Annotated in this window: 18 protein-coding genes; 1 reads left to right on the forward strand and 17 read right to left on the reverse strand. The window is 62.2% G+C overall.

The genetic code is table 11. From position 1 onward, the window contains the following. Positions 1-37: 37 nt before the first annotated feature. The 10 genes from C5J24_RS08745 to C5J24_RS08790 all read right to left on the reverse strand — a co-directional run bounded on the left by C5J24_RS08745 (position 38) and on the right by C5J24_RS08790 (position 10,621). Positions 38-490, reverse strand: coding sequence for a TspO/MBR family protein (locus C5J24_RS08745; RefSeq protein WP_046667334.1), 453 nt, complete (start codon positions 488-490; stop codon positions 38-40). 37 nt (positions 491-527) lie between these two features. Continuing rightward, on the reverse strand, positions 528-1,610 hold the full coding sequence (locus tag C5J24_RS08750) for a DUF1513 domain-containing protein (protein ID WP_046667335.1): 1,083 nt from the start codon (positions 1,608-1,610) through the stop codon (positions 528-530). A 4-nt stretch (positions 1,611-1,614) separates the two neighbouring features. Next, on the reverse strand, positions 1,615-2,718 hold the full coding sequence (locus C5J24_RS08755; RefSeq protein WP_046667336.1) for an imelysin family protein: 1,104 nt from the start codon (positions 2,716-2,718) through the stop codon (positions 1,615-1,617). Then, positions 2,718-4,256 (reverse strand): di-heme oxidoredictase family protein, encoded by a 1,539-nt coding sequence (locus C5J24_RS08760; RefSeq protein WP_080951194.1) that lies wholly within the window; start codon positions 4,254-4,256, stop codon positions 2,718-2,720. Before C5J24_RS08760 ends, C5J24_RS08755 begins: the two co-directional genes overlap by 1 nt. Positions 4,257-4,308: 52 nt before the next feature. Further along, on the reverse strand, positions 4,309-5,586 hold the full coding sequence (locus tag C5J24_RS08765) for an imelysin family protein (RefSeq protein ID WP_105417269.1): 1,278 nt from the start codon (positions 5,584-5,586) through the stop codon (positions 4,309-4,311). A gap of 134 nt (positions 5,587-5,720) precedes the next feature. Then, complete coding sequence (locus C5J24_RS08770) at positions 5,721-7,010, reverse strand: RsmB/NOP family class I SAM-dependent RNA methyltransferase (RefSeq protein ID WP_046667338.1); 1,290 nt, start codon at positions 7,008-7,010, stop codon at positions 5,721-5,723. A 97-nt stretch (positions 7,011-7,107) separates the two neighbouring features. After that, positions 7,108-7,518 carry a septal ring lytic transglycosylase RlpA family protein gene (locus C5J24_RS08775; RefSeq protein WP_046630324.1) on the reverse strand — a complete coding sequence of 137 codons (411 nt, stop codon included), beginning with the start codon at positions 7,516-7,518 and terminating at the stop codon, positions 7,108-7,110. 382 nt (positions 7,519-7,900) lie between these two features. Beyond that, positions 7,901-8,773, reverse strand: coding sequence for an SDR family oxidoreductase (locus tag C5J24_RS08780; RefSeq protein WP_105417650.1), 873 nt, complete (start codon positions 8,771-8,773; stop codon positions 7,901-7,903). Then, a complete protein-coding gene (queG, locus tag C5J24_RS08785) occupies positions 8,773-9,948 on the reverse strand; it encodes a tRNA epoxyqueuosine(34) reductase QueG (RefSeq protein ID WP_105417271.1) in 1,176 nt (391 codons plus the stop codon). Before queG ends, C5J24_RS08780 begins: the two co-directional genes overlap by 1 nt. Next, on the reverse strand, positions 9,929-10,621 hold the full coding sequence (locus tag C5J24_RS08790) for a glutathione S-transferase family protein (RefSeq protein ID WP_046667341.1): 693 nt from the start codon (positions 10,619-10,621) through the stop codon (positions 9,929-9,931). The genes queG and C5J24_RS08790 overlap by 20 nt, the downstream gene beginning before the upstream one ends. Before the next feature lie 156 nt (positions 10,622-10,777). Between C5J24_RS08790 and C5J24_RS08795 the strand changes: the two genes are divergently transcribed. Continuing rightward, a complete protein-coding gene (locus C5J24_RS08795) occupies positions 10,778-11,584 on the forward strand; it encodes an undecaprenyl-diphosphate phosphatase (RefSeq protein ID WP_105417273.1) in 807 nt (268 codons plus the stop codon). Between the two features lie 40 nt (positions 11,585-11,624). Here C5J24_RS08795 and C5J24_RS08800 read toward each other — a convergent pair whose 3' ends face one another. The 7 genes from C5J24_RS08800 to dnaN form a co-directional block, all read right to left on the reverse strand. Next, the gene (locus tag C5J24_RS08800; RefSeq protein ID WP_105417275.1) at positions 11,625-11,777 is read right to left on the reverse strand and encodes a hypothetical protein; all 153 of its coding nucleotides are present in this window, start codon (positions 11,775-11,777) and stop codon (positions 11,625-11,627) included. A 260-nt stretch (positions 11,778-12,037) separates the two neighbouring features. Next, complete coding sequence (locus tag C5J24_RS08805) at positions 12,038-13,018, reverse strand: complex I NDUFA9 subunit family protein (protein WP_105417276.1); 981 nt, start codon at positions 13,016-13,018, stop codon at positions 12,038-12,040. A 102-nt stretch (positions 13,019-13,120) separates the two neighbouring features. Further along, positions 13,121-13,408, reverse strand: a complete 288-nt coding sequence (locus C5J24_RS08810) for a DUF1330 domain-containing protein (protein WP_037079589.1) — start codon at positions 13,406-13,408, stop codon at positions 13,121-13,123. Positions 13,409-13,558: 150 nt separating this feature from the next. Next, positions 13,559-14,251, reverse strand: coding sequence for an orotidine-5'-phosphate decarboxylase (pyrF, locus tag C5J24_RS08815; RefSeq protein ID WP_105417278.1), 693 nt, complete (start codon positions 14,249-14,251; stop codon positions 13,559-13,561). Next, a complete protein-coding gene (locus C5J24_RS08820; protein ID WP_105417280.1) occupies positions 14,248-14,841 on the reverse strand; it encodes a histidine phosphatase family protein in 594 nt (197 codons plus the stop codon). Before C5J24_RS08820 ends, pyrF begins: the two co-directional genes overlap by 4 nt. Positions 14,842-14,843: 2 nt before the next feature. Continuing rightward, on the reverse strand, positions 14,844-15,437 hold the full coding sequence (gene pmtA / locus C5J24_RS08825; RefSeq protein WP_046667346.1) for a phospholipid N-methyltransferase PmtA: 594 nt from the start codon (positions 15,435-15,437) through the stop codon (positions 14,844-14,846). Between the two features lie 121 nt (positions 15,438-15,558). Then, positions 15,559-16,677 (reverse strand): DNA polymerase III subunit beta, encoded by a 1,119-nt coding sequence (gene dnaN, locus C5J24_RS08830; protein ID WP_046630337.1) that lies wholly within the window; start codon positions 16,675-16,677, stop codon positions 15,559-15,561. Positions 16,678-16,824 lie beyond the last annotated feature (147 nt).

Raw genomic sequence — 16,824 nt, forward strand, 5'->3', positions numbered from 1 at the left:
GCGGGCGATGTTCGGCAAGCCGTACGATGGAGCGTGCTTAATTCATGAGAACGATCGACAGGTTGAGGAGCGTGGCGAACGCGACCCAGAGCGCATAGGGCACGAAAAGCCATGCAGCCCTGCGGTTTTCCCGCCAGCTGGCGGCGATGAACAGCAGGATCGAGATCAGCAGCGGCACGATGACGACGAGGCCGAGAACAGGGCTCTGCAGGCCGAAGAAAACCGGCGACCATAGAAGGTTGAGCGCCGCCTGAACGGCAAAGAGAACGAGGCGGCGGCTGTTGTTCTCATCATACCATGTCTCGGAAAGTGCGACGCCGATCAGGACGTAAAGGATCGTCCAGACGGGAGCGAAAATCCAGCTCGGTGGATTGAAGAAGGGTTTGTTGAGCGACTGATACCACTCGCCGGGGACATTGCTGACGCCGCTCAAGGCGCCGAGTGCGACGCAGGCGACGATGAAGAGGATCATAACGACGGTTTTGCTCATCCCGCCGCAACTAGGGCGCTTCCGCAGCTGGGAAAGGTCAGCCCAGCCGGACGATATGCTGATCCCAGGCGACTTGGCTGCGCATCTCGTTGAACTGCCCGTCATAGGAGGAAACGGCAATGCCATGCGCGGCGGGCGCGACGCCGGCGGCCTCGCGGACGGCCTCTTCCTTCACCACGGCCCCGGTTTTCGCGTCGAGCGTGACCGCGGCCCCGCCGACCGGGGAGGTAAGGCCAACGACGTTGTCACGACGGTTGACGGCGATGGCGCCGACATAGTTGCCAAGCCGGACCGTTGTTTCCTCCGGCAGCGAGACGAAGGACAGGTCCTCCCCCTTGGAAAACCAGCCGGCGAGCGGCGGCAGGGCGTTGCGCGCACCTTCCCACTGGCAGGCGAACCAGATGCGGCCGTTTTCCGCGATATCGAGATGGCGGGTCGAAAGCTGTTTGAGCGAAGCGGGCAGGCGGTGCCGCTGGATGAGGTGGCCGTTCTTCGCATCGAGCAGAACCAGCGACGGTTCCATGCTATCGACATTGAGCTTGGTGCGCCCGAAATCCGGATGAGTCTCGATACCGCCATTGGCGATGACCAGCAGCTTGCCGTCGTCGGAGACGGTCATGTCGTGGGTGCCGATGCCGTGGGCGTCGAACTCGGCGATGCGGCGGAATTTGTCCCGGGCGTCGTAGACGCCGATCATGCCGCGATTGCCGTCGAAATCGTTCTCGCTGGCATAAAGCCGCGTCCCGTCCGGCGAGAAATGGCCGTGGCCGTAGAAATGCCGGCCTTCCGGGGAGGTGATCATCACCGGTTCGGCCTGCCGTGATGGATCGAAGACCATGGCAAACGTGCCGGGACGGCGGGCAAAGGCGACGGTGCGGCCGGTGGCGGTGCTATAGGCCATGCCATGGGCGCGGGCGGGAAGGGCGACGCGGTCGATGATTTCGCCCCGTCCCGAAACGGTGGCGACGCCGAACGAGCCGTCCGGCGCGCGAAAGCCCGAGGCATAGACCGCGTCAGTGCGTTCGAGCGCCATCAGCGAGCGTGGCGCAAGGGCGGCGGTGAAGGTGATCCCCGCCGCTTTTAGAAAGCCTCGCCGGTCGATGGCCTCGCCGCGCCACATGGTCTTAATCGCCGTCCGCGAAGGAAAAGCCGGAGCTGAGGCCGATCGCGCCGCCGTACCCGTCGTTCAGCTTGGTGATGACGTCCTTTCCGTCCGCCAGCAGCGTATCGAGTTTCTTGCGCTCAGCAGCACTCTCGACTGCCTTGTCGAGGTCCGGCGTGATCTTCGCCGAAAGTTCGATCATCGACTTCAGCTTCGCCTGCGTGGCGGCGACGATCGGCCGGTCCTTTTCCTTCAGCAATTCCACCATCCCGGATTTTTCGAGCAGGGCCGAAAGGCCTTCGAGATTGCCCTTGATGGCCGGCCAGGTGTTCTCCGAGCGCCAGAACAGTGCCTGTTTCGGGAATTTGGCCTTGTCGGCACCCTTGTAGAAGGTTTCGATCCGCTGGTCGCGCACCGCTTCGGCGCCATGCACGAGAATGCCGAGCAGCGCCGTGATCGCCTCGCCGCCGGTGCGGAAATTGAGGTTGTCAGGCCCCGGCTGTTCCCACGTCTTCTGGATGCCGTCGGGCGCGTCCCAGATATCGGAAAGCTCCTTGGCGACATTGGTGATATTGCCGGCGATGGCCGCGCCATAACGGCAGCGATAACTGTTCTTCGCGTTGAGAAGCTCGTCGGAACCGGTGCCCGAAAGCACATATTCGAGTGCGCCGAAACCTTGCATGGCTACGCTCTTGGTGCCGAGCGTGGCGGGATCGGTGGCGGTCTCGTCGACCTTGGAGAGGACCGATTGGACCTGCTTCAGGCCGGTGCTCTTGCGGTCGGGATAAAACAGGATGCGCTCGAAGCGGTTCTGCTCGATGACGGGACCGACGCGCACCACCTCGATATGCGCCCAGCTGACCGCCGCATCGCGGAAGGTGCCTTTCGCGGCATCGTAGTTCGTCTTGGAGGGCGCCTCGCAGAGCACCTTCATCGCCGTCGTCATCTTGCCCGCGGATTCGTGGAAGGCGTCGTATCCGGGTCGAATGAACCCGTCCACCGCCGCCGTCATCACCTTGGTGACATCAGCCATCGGCAGATCCACCGAGGGAGCAGGTTCACCTTCCTGCGCGAAGGCGGTGGCGGGCAGCAGCGAGACGAGTCCGGCAAAAAGGATCTTGCGCATCAGAGCGACTCCAGGAATTTGAGGAGGGCGGCACGGTCTTGTCTTGATAGTGCAGCGAAGGCATCGCGGGCCTTCTGCGCCTCGCCGCCATGCCAGAGGACAGCCTCCGTCAGGTTTCTTGCCCGACCGTCATGCAGGAAGAACGTATGGGCGTTGACGGTTTCCGTCAGGCCGATGCCCCAGAGCGGTTGTGTGCGCCACTCGCTGCCGGTGGCAACGCCCACCGGCTGGCCGTCGGCGAGGCCGTCGCCCATATCGTGCAGCAGGAAATCCGAGTAGGGCCAGATCAGCTGGAAAGCCTGCGCCTTGTTGCCGGCATCGCGGCTGGTGACGAACTTCGGCGTGTGGCAGGCGGTGCAGCCGGCCTGGTAGAACAGCTCCTTGCCCTTCAGAACCGTCTTGTCGCCGATATCGCGGCGGGCCGGTACGGCAAGGTTCTCGGAATAGAAGGTAACCAGCGGCAGGACGGGATCGGGTGCCTCGACCGGCCCGAGCCGCTGCTGCACGCCGGTCGGCATGGCGAGGCACGCAGCCTCCGCCTTTGTGCAGTCGCCGTGGTCGAACGGATCGTCGGGGGTCGAGATGCCGAGGTCGCCGGCAAAGGCGGACGAACTCTGGTCGCGGACCGAGGCGTTCTGCGCCTTGAAGCCGAAGCGGCCGACCTTCAACTCGCCGGTCTTGTGGTCGCGCACCATGGCCGGCTTGCCGGAAATCCCGTCGCCGTCCTTGTCGTTCGGGTCGGCCCGGCCGAGAATATCGGCATCGTGGATAGCCTGGATAAGGCCCATGCCGATCATCGGCGGCGCGATCCGCGGCGACAGCGTCACGTCGCCTTCCATCGCACCGTAGCCGAGATTGGCGACCGAATAGGTCGGCTTGCGCAGGTTGACCACTTCGCCGTCGCCGAGCGTGACCGGCATTTCTTCATAGGAAATCTGCATCCGGCCTTCGGAGGCGAGTCCAGTTACGGCGAGGTCCTGTAGCTGCTCGCCATAGATAGCGTCGGGGAAATTGAGCTTCCTGTAATCGGCGACAGCTTCCCGCTCATCGTCGGTGCGCGCCGGACGGGCGAGCCGGAAGAACATCGAGGTCGCGTCGGCACCGCCTTCCGGCGGGTGGCCGCGGCCGTCCTTCAGGTGGCAGCTCTGGCAGGCGCGGGCGTTGAACAGCGGCCCCAGCCCGTCGGACGCCTGTGTCGAGGACGGCGCCGAGACCCAGAGTTTTGTGAACAGCGCATTGCCGAGCTTGAACGTCCCTTCTTCCTCGAAGGTGATGTTGGCGGAGAAATGCGAGAAGGCATCGCCATTGACATCGGCGCGGCTGGTCGCGGCCCCGCCCGACATGGTCTCGAACTGCTCAGGCTTGGAAAAATCCGTCGTCGGGCGCGTGACGCTCTCGACGCGTTTCTGGTCCTTCGGATTGAGATCCGTGCGGATGGTCGGGAAAAGTGCATCGCCGCCGGTCGCGATCAGCGGCATGAGAAAGAGAGCGCCCGAAAGGATCGGCAGCAGGAAGACGAAAGGCTTGGGCGTTCTCATAGGGCTACCGGGCCGCAGGCTGAAGGTCAGCCGCGGCCCGCCTTTTCATTGCTTATTTGAAGACGGCGTCAGGATTATCGAGGCTGTCGGAACCTTCAAGCTCTACTTTGCCTAGCTTCAGCGACGCAATGACGCGCTCGACGCTCTTGCTCTGGTCGATCAGGCCATCGATCGCCTTCTGGACGACCGCATTGCCCTCGACATTGCTTTCGCCGATCATCTGGTCGTAGGCCTCGACCTTCTTCGCCCGGTCGGCCATGGCGTTCATGGCCGCGAGCGTCGCGTCCAGCTTGCCGAGCATTTCGGTATCGAGCGCCTTGTCGGTCGCGGCAACCAGCTCGGAGAGCGACGGGCCGGTCATCTTGGTGCCGTCGACGCGGGTATATTCGCCCGTATAGGCCGACTTGATGCCGACCGCGTCGTAGAGATGCGAGTTGTAGGTGTTGTCGGAGAAGCAATCGTGCTCTTCTTCCGGATCGTGCAGCAGCAGGCCGAGCTTCATGCGCTCGCCGGCAAGCTCGCCGTAGGAGAGCGAACCCATGCCCGTCAGGATGGCGGTCAAGCCCTTCTTGGAATTGGCTTCGACGTTCTTGGTCGCCTTGCCCTTCGGAGCCCAGGCGGTGACCATGTCCTTGAGGTCGGAGACCAGCAGGGCGGACGCGGCCTTCAGGTAGTCGGCGCGGCGATCACAATGGCGGTTGGTGCAATTGGCCTTGTCGTAGTCCGTGTAGGAGCGCTTGCCTGCGCCCGGCCCCGTGCCGTTCAAATCCTGGCCCCAGAGCAGGAATTCGATGACATGGTAACCGGTTGCGACGTTCGCCTCGATCTCGCCGGCTTCGTTCAGGCTGCGCAGCGTCTTGGCGTCGAACTTCGAGAGGTTGAGCGTCTTGCCGTTGACCTTGATCTTCGGGTTGGCAATGACATTGGCGGTATAGAGTGCGTTCTCGTCGCTCTCCTTGCCGTAGGAGGCGTCGACATAGTCGATCAGGCCTTCATCGAGCGGCCAGGCATTCACCTTGCCTTCCCAATCGTCGACGATCGGGTTGCCGAAACGGTAGACTTCCGTCTGCTGGTAGGGAACGCGGGCGGCTATCCATGCGTCCTTGGCAGCCTTCAGCGTCTCTTCGCCAGGCTTGGCGAGGAATGCGTTGATCGCCTTGTCGAGGGCCTGCGCTGTTGTCAGCGAGTCCTCGTATTTCGCATGCGCCAGCTCGGCATAATGCTTGAGGACGGCAGCGGATGTGGTGGCGGCCTGCGCCTCTGTCACGACGAACGCCGCAGAGGCGGCGAAAAGCGCCAGGGCGGCGCCGAGAACGGTCTTGCGGATCATGTCCCTCTCCTTCACGGCCCGGATCTCTCCCCGACCGTCAAAGGGTTCATCGCGCAATTGGAAACTGGTGTCAAACTATCTAGTTTAGAATAATTTGAAAGTAGAACTCGACTTTGACTTTGATCCTGTCGCACTCAAACTTTGCGTTGCATGCGACAGAAAAAGAATCCGTCCGTATCGGTACTTGCGGGCGTCAGAGTTACGGTCAGTGCATCTTTCGAGCGAGGCCGCGGCGCATCATTTCCGAAAATGCGGTCCCAATGGTCCGCTGCGGGCGCGATGGAAAACTCCGGGTTTTCGGCGCAGAAGCGCGAGACCTGGGCATCGTTCTCCTCCGGCAGGATCGAGCAGGTGACATAGAGAAGTGCGCCGCCTGGCTTCACGAAGACGGCGGCTTCGGAAAGCGCCTCCTGCTGCTGGGTAATGCGCTCGTCGAGGTTTTTGGGCGTGAGCCGCCATTTGGTGTCCGGGCGGCGGCGCCAGGTGCCGGTGCCGGTGCAGGGCGCATCGACCAGGACCGCATCGAGCTTGCCTTTCAGGGCGTTGAGCTGGCGCGCGTCGTCATGCACCTGCACATTGCGGGTGCCCGCGCGCCGCAGCCTCTCGATGATCGGCGCCAGCCGCTTGCGGTCGGCGTCATAGGCGTGGATCTGGCCCTTGTTGTGCATGGCGGCGGCCATGGCGAGCGTCTTGCCGCCGCCGCCGGCGCAGTAATCGAGAACCTGGTCGTGTTCGCCCGGCTGCACGAGCTCGGCGACGATCTGCGAGCCTTCGTCCTGAACTTCGAACCAGCCTTTCTGGAACGAAAGCTCGGCGGTGACGTTGGGCAGACGCGACGCTCCTTCGCCGGCGGCAATCCGGATGCCGTTGCGGGCAATGCGCGAAGCCTTGGCGTTCGAGCGTTCCAACGCCTTGACGACCTTCTCGCGAGACGCCTTCAGCGTGTTGGCGCGCAGATCGAGGGTCGGGCGATCGGCCAGTGCCTTGGCCTCAACAAGCCAGTCCTCGCCGAAATTGGCTTCGAAGGACGGCTGGATCCAGTCGGGTATGTCTCCCTGCACATGCAGGGGCGCATCCTCGAGACGGCGGGAGGCGAGCGACGAGAGGTTCGCCTCGGTCAGAGCCGGTGGCGCGAAGCGGTCGTCGGTAAACTCGGCTTGGAGCGCCTCGGGCGTGAAGCCCCATTGCCGGATCAGGACCGCGTAGGCGAGGGCCGCCGGGCTTTCGTCGTCCATGAGCCAGGCATGCGACAGACGCATGCGCAATGCGTCGTAGACGATGTTGCCTATTGCAGCACGATCGCCGGAACCGGCGAAACGATGGGCGAGGCCCCAGTCCTTGAGAGCGTCGGCGACAGGACGCCTGCGCGTCTCGATATCGGCCAGAACCTCAATGGCTCCGGCAATTCGTCCGCCCAATCGCATGTCGCTCTCCGTGTCGGTTGCACCCGTGTGGCACGGGTCGTAACCGTGATCGCGCGATAGGGCAATAGGCCGGTCTAAACCGTCTCTCTGGCCAGCCTCAGCCTTCGATCGCTTTCAGGCCCTTGCCCGGGACCTTCTGATCGCCGGCGTCGACAATCTGGTAACAGACCTGGGCGGTGCCGGAGCTGATCATGCCGATGTTCTTGGCTGCGGCCTTGGAAACGTCGATCACCCGGCCGCGGATGAATGGCCCACGGTCGTTGATGCGAACGACGACGCTTTTGCCGTTGCGCTTGTTGGTCACGACGACCTTGGTGCCGAATGGCAGCGTCCGGTGTGCCGCCGTCATCAGAGAGGGGTTCATTCGCTCCCCGGATGCGGTCTTGGATCCGAGGGCATACCAGGATGCGTGACCGCATCCAGGCGCAGCATTGGCTTGCGCGGCGCCGAGAGTTGCAAAAGCAGCAATGGAGGCCGCGGCGAAAGTCGAGCGTCGAATTGTTGTCAAGTCGGTCGTCCCCGTTCGTTTTGTCCCTGCACGTTGCGTGCAAAATGGCTAAGCGGGGCGAAAAGTGGCGAAAAAGTGGGGTTATCGATCACGGAACATTACGGTCTGTAACATTTGTGATTAGATTGCCGCCGATATTTTTAAGAAGCCAGCTAAGCTTCTGCGGAAGAAAACCTTTAAAAACAGTCAGAAAGAGGAATATGGTTCCGGTAAGACTCGGAGAGAGTCTGTGATCACGGAAATCGCAGAAAAAAATTTGTTGCTTTGCGAGATTTCCTGCCTCATTTGGGCGAATTTTGTGATCTCAAGCCTCAGGTATTAAGAAACTATAACCGGAAAGGCGCCAGAAGATGGAAATTTCAACCGTTTCAAAATGGGAATTTTATCCTCGCCAACGGCCCGAGGCCTGCATTTCGGCGAGCGACATGCGGTAATTGGGGAACTGGAACTGGAACCCCGCAGCGCGAATCTTGGCATTCGAAACCCGTTTGTTGGCGCCGTAGAACGAACGCGCCATCGGCGTCATGTCGGCAGTCTCGAAGTCCAGTTCCGGCGGTGGCTCGACACCCATCAGCCGTGCCGCTTCGACGATGACATCCTGGGGCGGGCCGGGCTCGTCGTCGGTGACATTATATATTCCGCCGACATTGCCCTTGGCGAGGAAGAGCGCTGCGCCGCCGATGTCTTCGACGCGGATGCGGTTGAAGACCTGATCTTTCTTTATGATGCGCCGCGCTGTGCCCCGTGCGAGATTGACGAAGGCGTTGCGGCCGGGCCCATAAATGCCGGCGAGGCGCAGGCTCGCCACAGGCCGACCGGCGGCCCGCCCTTCGGCGGCCCAGGCATCTTCCGTATCGACCCGTTCGATCGACCGGCCGTGGATCGGGCTGCCGGGGGTCTCCTCGGTGACCCAGCCGCCGCCATGATCGCCATAAACGCCGACGGTCGAGAGATAACCCACCCATTCGAGCTTCGGGCAAAGCGCGCGTAGCTTTCCGGACACGAGCTTGAGCAGCGGATCGCCCTCGGTGCCGGGCGGGATCGATTGCACCAGGTGCGTCGTCTCCCGAAGCTCTGTCAGCAGTTCTTCGCTGAACGGGCTGCCGTCGAACACGAAGGCCTTGATGTCGCGGGCCGCGAGTTCCAGTGCCTTGTGGGCCGTTCTGACGGTGCCGGACACCCGATGGCCCTCGGATTTGAAGGCCTCCGCGATTGCCTGGCCCGAATAGCCGCATCCGAAGATCATCACATTCATCAGGACGCTCCCGCCAATCGCCATTCTTCCAGCACTTCCGTATCCTCTTCGGCGCCGCGTGCCTCGGCAAACCGCGCGAAGTCCATATCAGTCATCAGGCGCTTCAGGGCCCATATAGCCATGCCGCGCACCGTGGGCGAGGGGTCGCCGGCAAGCTCGAGACATTGCCCGATGAGGCTGGCATCGCTGGAATTGCCGGCGGCGATCAGCACGTTGCGGATGAACCGGTCGCGGCCGATGCGTTTGACCGGCGAACCGCTGAAAAAGGTCCGGAAGGCCGCGTCGTCCAAGGTCAGCAGAAACGTGATCGACGGCTCCTTCAGGTCCTCGCGCGCCTGCAGCTTCATTTCGGAGGCGCTTGCCGCAAACTTGTTCCAGGGACAGGCGGCAAGACAGTCGTCGCAGCCATAGATGCGGTTGCCGATCAGCGGCCGGAATTCCGGATCGATCGGACCTTTGTGTTCGATTGTCAGATAAGAGATGCACCGGCGGGCATCGAGCCGATAGGGAGCCGGAAACGCCGCCGTCGGGCAGGCGTCGAGACAGGCCCGGCAGGAGCCGCAATGATCTGTCTCCGGCGCGTCCATAATAAGGTCTGCCGTGGTGAACAGGCTGCCGAGGAAAAGCCAGGAGCCATGGGTGCGGCTGACGAGATTGGTATGTTTGCCCTGCCAGCCAAGCCCTGCCGCCTCCGCCAGCGGCTTTTCCATCACCGGTGCGGTATCGACGAAGACCTTCACGTCCTCGCCGGCCCGCGCCGCAAAGCGCGTCGCGATCTCCTTCAGCCGGCCCTTGATGACGTCGTGGTAATCGCGGTTGCGCGCATAGACCGAGATCGCCGCCTTGTCCGGCTTGTCGAGAATGACGCGCGGGTCTTCGTCCGGCCCGTAGGTCAACCCGAACATCACGATCGAACGCACCTGATCCCACAACACCTTCGGGTCGGCGCGGCGCAGCCTCGTCTCCGCCATCCAGTCCATGCTGCCGTGGTGGCCGTCGGCCAGGAAAACCTCCAGCCGCTCCGGCGCCCGCGGGATGCCGTCCGGGCCTGTAATCCGGCAAAGATCGAAGCCCTGCGCCGCTGCTTCCTCGCGGATGAAGGCGGTCAGCTTCTCTCGCCGCCGGAGCGTCTTTTCTTCCTCCCGCGAGGTCGCGTCAGAAATCAAGGTCCGCATAATGGGATACCGGAGTGAGGCCGCGGATGCGTTCGGCAAGCATCGGCCGGAAGGAGGGTCGCGATTTCAGCCGCTGATACCAGTCCTTGGCGACCGGCGTCTCCGACCAGTCGATCTCGCCAAGGTAGTCGAGGATCGAAATCGAAGCGGCGGCGGCGAGATCGGCATAGCTCAGGCGGTCGCCCGCAAGCCAGGGCCGGGAGCCGGCAAGCCAGGAGAGATATTTCATATGCTGGCGGATGTTGGCGCGGGATGTGCGCAGCACCTTCGAGTCCGGGGCGCCACCGCCCTGGGCGGTCGTCATCTGCAGCTTGTAGACCCGCTCTCGGGTCAGCGGCCGGGTGACATCCTGCTCCATCTTCTGCAGGAACCATTCCGTCAGGCGCCGGATCTCGGCGCGTTGCCACGGGTCTTCGGCAAGCAGCCGGCGGTCGCGCTTCAGCACGCCATGGGTTTCGTCGAGGAATTCCAGGAGCACGGAAGGGCCACAAAGCACTCTCATGCTGTCGTCGACATAGACCGGGAGCGTGCCCGCAGGATTGAGCGTCAGGAATTCCCGCCGCTTTTCCCACGGCTGCTCCTCGAGCAAGTCCGCCTGAAAGCCGTATTCGGCGAGAATCAGCCGGACGAACCGGGAGGCCGAAGACATGGAATGATGATAGAGCGTGGGCATGGATACTTGAACTTCACGAACTTCGTATAGGAGGGGCAGGGGCGCCTCGCGCGCCCGCCTGACATATGGCAGCTATATGGATTTGGTAGTCCCAAGACAAGCAACGGCTCATAAACTGCTTAAAACTGCCCTTATCTGCTCAATAAAGGATTAAGAATGGCGGATCAGTCCATCATCAGTGCGCTCATCCTCGGTTTGATCGAGGGGCTCACTGAATTTCTTCCCGTTTCCTCGACCGCCCACGTTCTTTTGGCTGGTCATTTCCTCGGTTTCCAATCCCCCGGCAACACTTTCGCGGTCCTGATCCAGCTCGGTGCGATCCTCGCCATCCTGCTCGTTTATGCCCGCAAGCTGCTGCAGATCGCGGCCGATCTGCCGACCAGTCCCAAGGCACGCAGGTTCGTGACAACGGTGCTGATCGCATTCCTGCCCGCGGCGGTGATCGGCGCTTTGGCCCACAGCTTCATCAAGGCCGTGCTGTTTGAAACACCGATGCTGATCTGTGTCATGCTGATCCTCGGCGGCTTCGTGCTGCTTGTGGTCGACAGGATCAAGTTCCAGCCCAAATATCACGACGTGATGGATTATCCGCCGTCGCTCGCGTTCAAGATCGGGCTGTTCCAATGCGTGGCGATGATCCCCGGGACCTCGCGTTCCGGCGCGACGATCGTCGGCGCGCTTCTGCTCGGCGCGGACAAGCGCTCGGCGGCGGAATTTTCGTTCTTCCTCGCCATGCCGACCATGCTCGGCGCCTTCGTGCTCGATCTTTATAAAAACCGCAATGTGTTGAGTTTCGACGACGGCGCCCTGATCGCTGTCGGTTTCGTCGCCGCCTTCGTCACCGCCATCGTGGTGGTGCGGTCGCTACTCGACTTCGTATCGAGCCGGGGCTACGCGCCGTTCGCCTACTGGCGAATCATCATCGGCGCCGCGGGCCTGATCGCCCTGCTGCTGGGAGCATAAAAAGAAGGCGGCTCAAAAGGCCGCCGACTTCCCGATCATGTCAGTGATTGATGGATGCCGTGCTGCACGGGTCGACGCCGTATGCGGGCGTGCATTCGCTCTTGCCGGCTGCGCCCGTCGTCGGGGCCATGAAGGAGCCCGCGAGGATGATCAGCGCTGCGCATGCAAAAAAGAGGGCGATGGGCTTGCCCATGGAGGAATGCCTTTCGATGGAAGATTTTATCGTCACGGTTGCGCCGCTTGTTTGGTGAGGGAGGATCTATGGGTTGGATTAGAAGAATTCAATAAAGGATTTTGCTGAACCGGCCGTTAACGCGACTGCATCGGCCACTGCGACCTTTGTGCCACAATCCTTGCCCGAAACATGAGCGACAACAAAGGGGTGCCCGAATTTTCAGCGGGCACTGCCGGCATGCCGGAGCGAAATCAATTGCGTGATATGGTTAACGAATGTCAGGCGGCGCGGCCGGAACCGGTGTACTGGCCCTGCGGGCGGTACTGCACAAGGTAGGATGGCAGGATGGAGGAGGCGAGCGTCGGGCGGATGCCTATCCCCTGCAGCGTGCGGCCTTCCGTGACGGCGGCATCGGAAACCACATTGTCGATCTTCAGCAGCTTCACCTGATCGCTGGTGATCGGCGGCTGGACGAAGGGGATCAGAGACGCAATGCTGCCAATCAGCGATGCGATGCCGAAGGGCAGCGAGACGAGCGCATTGCTGCGATTGGTGACGCGCAGCATCGTCTCGAGACACTGGCGGAAGGTCATGACCTCGCCGCCGCCCAGCTCATAGATTTTTCCGGTTGCGATCGTGCCGTCGACGGAGCGTGCGACGGTTTCGGCGACGTCCTCCACATAGACCGGCTGGAACTTCGTCTTGCCGCCGCCGATCAGCGGCAGGGCGGGGAAGGTGCGGGCCATGGAGGCGAACTTGTTGAAGAAGCTGTCTTCCGGCCCGAACATGATCGACGGCCGCAGGATCACGGCATCCGGCAGCGTCGAAAGGATCGTCGTCTCGGCGCGGCCCTTGCTGCGGGCATAGGACGATTCCGAGTTGGCATCGGCGCCGATCGCGGAAATATGGGTAAGCTTGGCGCCGGCCGCACGTGCCGCATCGACAACCGCCCGAGCACCAAAATCCTGGACCGCATCGAACGTGTTGCGGCCGCTCTCGAACATGATACCGACGCAGTTGACCACATGCGAAGCGCCTTCGGCGGCCTTCAGGACCGACTGGCGGTAGCGAAGGTTCGCCTGGACCAGCGAGATCTGGCCGACATAACCGGCCGGCAGCAGGAAGCCTGCGAGATCCGGGCGGCGGACGGCAACCCGGACGCGATAACCGCGCTTGGCCAGCGTACGCACCACATGCCTGCCGACGAAGCCCGACCCTCCGAAAACGGTGACGAGCGGCGGAAGGTTGTTGATGGTCATGGCGTGCTCCGGGAGCCTGTGGGACGAGATGAGTGCTGTTTAACCGAATCGCGGCACGGGTGGAAGTGTCTCCACTGCCGCACCGCCCGCGACAACCGGTTCTTAAAGGCCGTCGAGCACGACGATTTCGCCATCAGCCACTTCCTGGCGGATCTTGATGGCGATCGCATATTCGGGGGAATTGTAGCAGTCGATGGCAGCTTGCATCGACGGGAACTCGATGATGACGTTGCGGGCGCGGGACTTGCCTTCCATCGCCGCCATCGCGCCGCCGCGGGCGAGGAAATTGGCGCCGTATTTCTCGAAGGCGGGCGTGGCGGCTGCGATATAATCCTTGTAGCGTTCCGGATCGCGGACATCGACGCGAGCGACCCAGTATCCCTTGGCCATGGTATTTCCTCCAGCGTGTTTTCGGTTGCGATGACTTCAGGCAAATTCCGGAGCGAGTCAATATGACAGGCTTTGCGCCCTATCCTGCGGTCCGTCGGAACTCATCTCGGATCACGGCAGGGAGAAATGGTCTCCGGCAACAAATGGTGGTCAGAGCACGCCCTGCATCTCGGCGAGAATTGCCTGTGCCGCAGCCTTCGGATCCGGCGCCTTGACGATCGGGCGGGCGACGACGAGATGGCTCGATCCGGCCCGCAATGCGTCCGCAGGCGTCATGACCCGCTTCTGGTCGCCCGCTTCCGAACCCGCAGGGCGGATGCCGGGCGTGACGATCGCCATGTCGGGGCCGACGATCTTGCGCACCGCAGCCGATTCCTCTGCCGAGCAGACGATGCCGCCCATGCCGGCGGCCAGCGCCTGTTCGGAGCGTCGCAGAACCAGCGTATGCGGATCGTATTCGTAACCTGCGTCGACGAGGTCCGTCTCGTCCATCGAGGTCAGGACGGTAACCGCAAGCAGGCAGAGGTCGGAACCTTTCGCTGCCTCGACCGCGGCGCGCATCGCCTTCGGATAGGCGTGCAGGGTGAGCATGGTCATGCCCATCTTGACGATGTTCTCGACACCCTTCGCGACCGTGTTGTCGATGTCGAGCAGCTTCATGTCGAGGAAGACTTTTTTGCCATCCTTTGCGAGATCGCGTGCAAGTTCGAGACCGCCGGCGAATACGAGCTGATAGCCGATCTTATAGAAGGAAACGGTGTCACCGAGCGTGGCGACCATCTTTTCGGCTTCGCCGATAGTCGGAATATCGAGGCCTACGATGAGGCGATCACGAGCGTTCATGCCTGGAACCCTTCCCATTTTTCGATGGGCGTCCAGTCGCATGAGACAGTCCGATCCGCAAGGGTGAAGCAGAAGAGATTTCCGCCGCCACCCGGCTGGTCCCGGTCGCGGGCGATCGGCGAGCCGGTGAGGTGGCATTTCAACAGCGTTCCAACACCGCCATGGCCGACGAAGGCGATCGGCACGCTTGGATCGTGATCGGCGAGAATTCTGGCGACCGCCGAAACGATGCGTCTCTGCGCGTCCACGGCGCGCTCCCAGCCTTTGAAGCTCTCTTCCGGATGGGCGAAGAACCAGTTGGCCGCATCCTCGAACTGCGGCGGCGGCAGAAAGCCCGTCGCCGACCGGTCGTTCTCGTGGGTATCTTCCGCGATCTCGATCGAAATGCCCGAGGCGAGGCTAAGGATTTCCGCAGTCTCGATCGCCTTCACCTCGTCGCTGGAGACGATCCGGCCCAGTTTCCTTGCCCAATCGGACTTGGCGGCCTCGCGGGCGCGAGCAGCGCCGACATCCGAAAGCCCCCAACGGGGCACTGGAATGTCGGGATCGATACGGACCTGCGGATGAGTGATGTAGAGGCCGAACGTCATGGTCAGCCGCGGCTGTAGGTCCAGAGCTGCGCCGGCGGGATGTTCCTGACGACGAAATCGTAGTGCTTGATCCGGTAACGGTCGGGCTGGGCGATGATCGGCGAGACGGGACCGTAGGTGATCTGCATCACCGGCCGGCCGGCCGGGATGCGGTTGAGCAGATCCTCAAGAAGCGCGATGCGGCGCTCCATCGGGAAGCTCAAAAGCGGGATTGCCGAAATAACGCTGTCGAAGGTCTTGTCCTTCAAGGCACCGAGCGTGCGGTTGAGATCGAAAGCGTCGCCATTGACGAACTTGACCCCTGGATAGGTGCGGACGAGATGCTGGAAGAAATCGGTCGAATATTCGATGGAGACCAGGTTTTCCGGCGAGACGCCGTGCTTCAGGATCGCCTTGGTAATGATGCCGGTGCCGGGTCCGAGTTCGAGGACGGGCAGGCCCGAGGCCGTGTCGATGACGCTTGCCATGCGTTTGGCGGTAACGGAAGAGGTGGGGCAGATCGCGCCGACCCGTTTCGGGCCATCGATCCAACCCTTGAAGAACCGGATCTCATCATCGAACTTGCGGCCGAGCCGCTCCTTCAAGCGCAGTTCCATTTTCTTATCCTCTCCCATTTTGCCCCATGTGGAACCCCAATGCCGCAAAAGCAAGGAAAAATGTCGCACTTGGGAAACCCGTATGAAAAAGGCGGCCGGGGTTTCCGGCCGCCTTCATGATTTAAACGCGCATCGGCATCAACACATAGAGCGCGTCGTCGCCCGCCGTGTCGCGCACCAATGTCGGGGAACCGGCATCCGCCAGCATGAAGATCGCGTCATCGCCCGAAAGCTGGGCGGTAATGTCGAGCAGGTATTTGGCGTTGAAGCCGATTTCCATCGGGTCGTTGTCGTAACCGACCGCAACCTCTTCCGTGGCGCTGCCGGAATCCGGATTGTTGACGGTCAGCATCAGCTGGCCGTCGGTGAGCGACAGTTTCACGGCGCGGCCGCGCTCGGAAGAAATGGTCGAGACGCGGTCGACGGCCCTGGTAAAGCTCTGGCAATCGACGCGCATTTCCTTGTCGTTGCCGGTCGGGATGACCCGCTGGTAATCCGGGAAAGTTCCGTCGATCAGTTTCGAGGTCATCACGACCGAGCCCATGGTGACGCGGATCTTGGCGTCCGAAACCTCGATCGTGACAGCCGCCTCCGGATCGTCGACCAGTTTCTGCAGCTCGCCGACCGTCTTGCGGGGAATGATGATGCCCGGCATTCCTTCCGAGCCCGACGGTGCCTGCACATCGGCGCGCGCCAGGCGGTGACCGTCGGTCGCGACCGCGCGAAGCTTCAGGTCCCCGTCGGCTTCGATCGTGTGGAAGAAGATGCCGTTCAGGTAATAGCGGGTCTCCTCGGTGGAGATCGCAAACTGGGTGCGGTCGATCAGCATTTTCAGATCGGTCGCCTTCAGCTTGAACGTATGCGTGAAGCTGCCGGCGGTAAGGTCTGGGAAGTCGGATTCCGGCAGGCACTGCAGAGAGAACTTCGAGCGGCCGGATTGCACTGTCATCGAGCCGCCGTCCGGGTTGGTGGCGAGCAGCACCTCGGAACCGTCCGGCAGCTTGCGGACGATTTCATAAAGCAGGTGCGCTGGAACCGTCGTGGCTCCGGCAGTCTCGACCATGGCCGGCAGGACCTCGGTGATTTCGAGATCGAGGTCGGTCGCCTTCAGGTCGAGGCTGGCGCCCGACGCGCGCATCAGCACGTTGGAAAGGATCGGGATCGTGTTCCGCCGCTCCACCACGCGATGCACGTGGTTCAGCGACTTCAGAAGGTTGGACCGCTCAAGAGTAATACGCATGGACGCAATCGCTTTCGACCGTGGCGATCCGGCAGGGCCGGACCCCTGATATTCTGCCGGCTTTGGACCAGCCGGATGATGTGGACCGGCAAAATGGCAGACAACCCGTTCGAAAAGCAAGAGGTGAACAAGGCGTTAGCAAGTCAT

Source organism: Neorhizobium sp. T25_27, from assembly GCF_002968565.1.
Taxonomy (GTDB): domain Bacteria; phylum Pseudomonadota; class Alphaproteobacteria; order Rhizobiales; family Rhizobiaceae; genus Neorhizobium; species Neorhizobium tomejilense.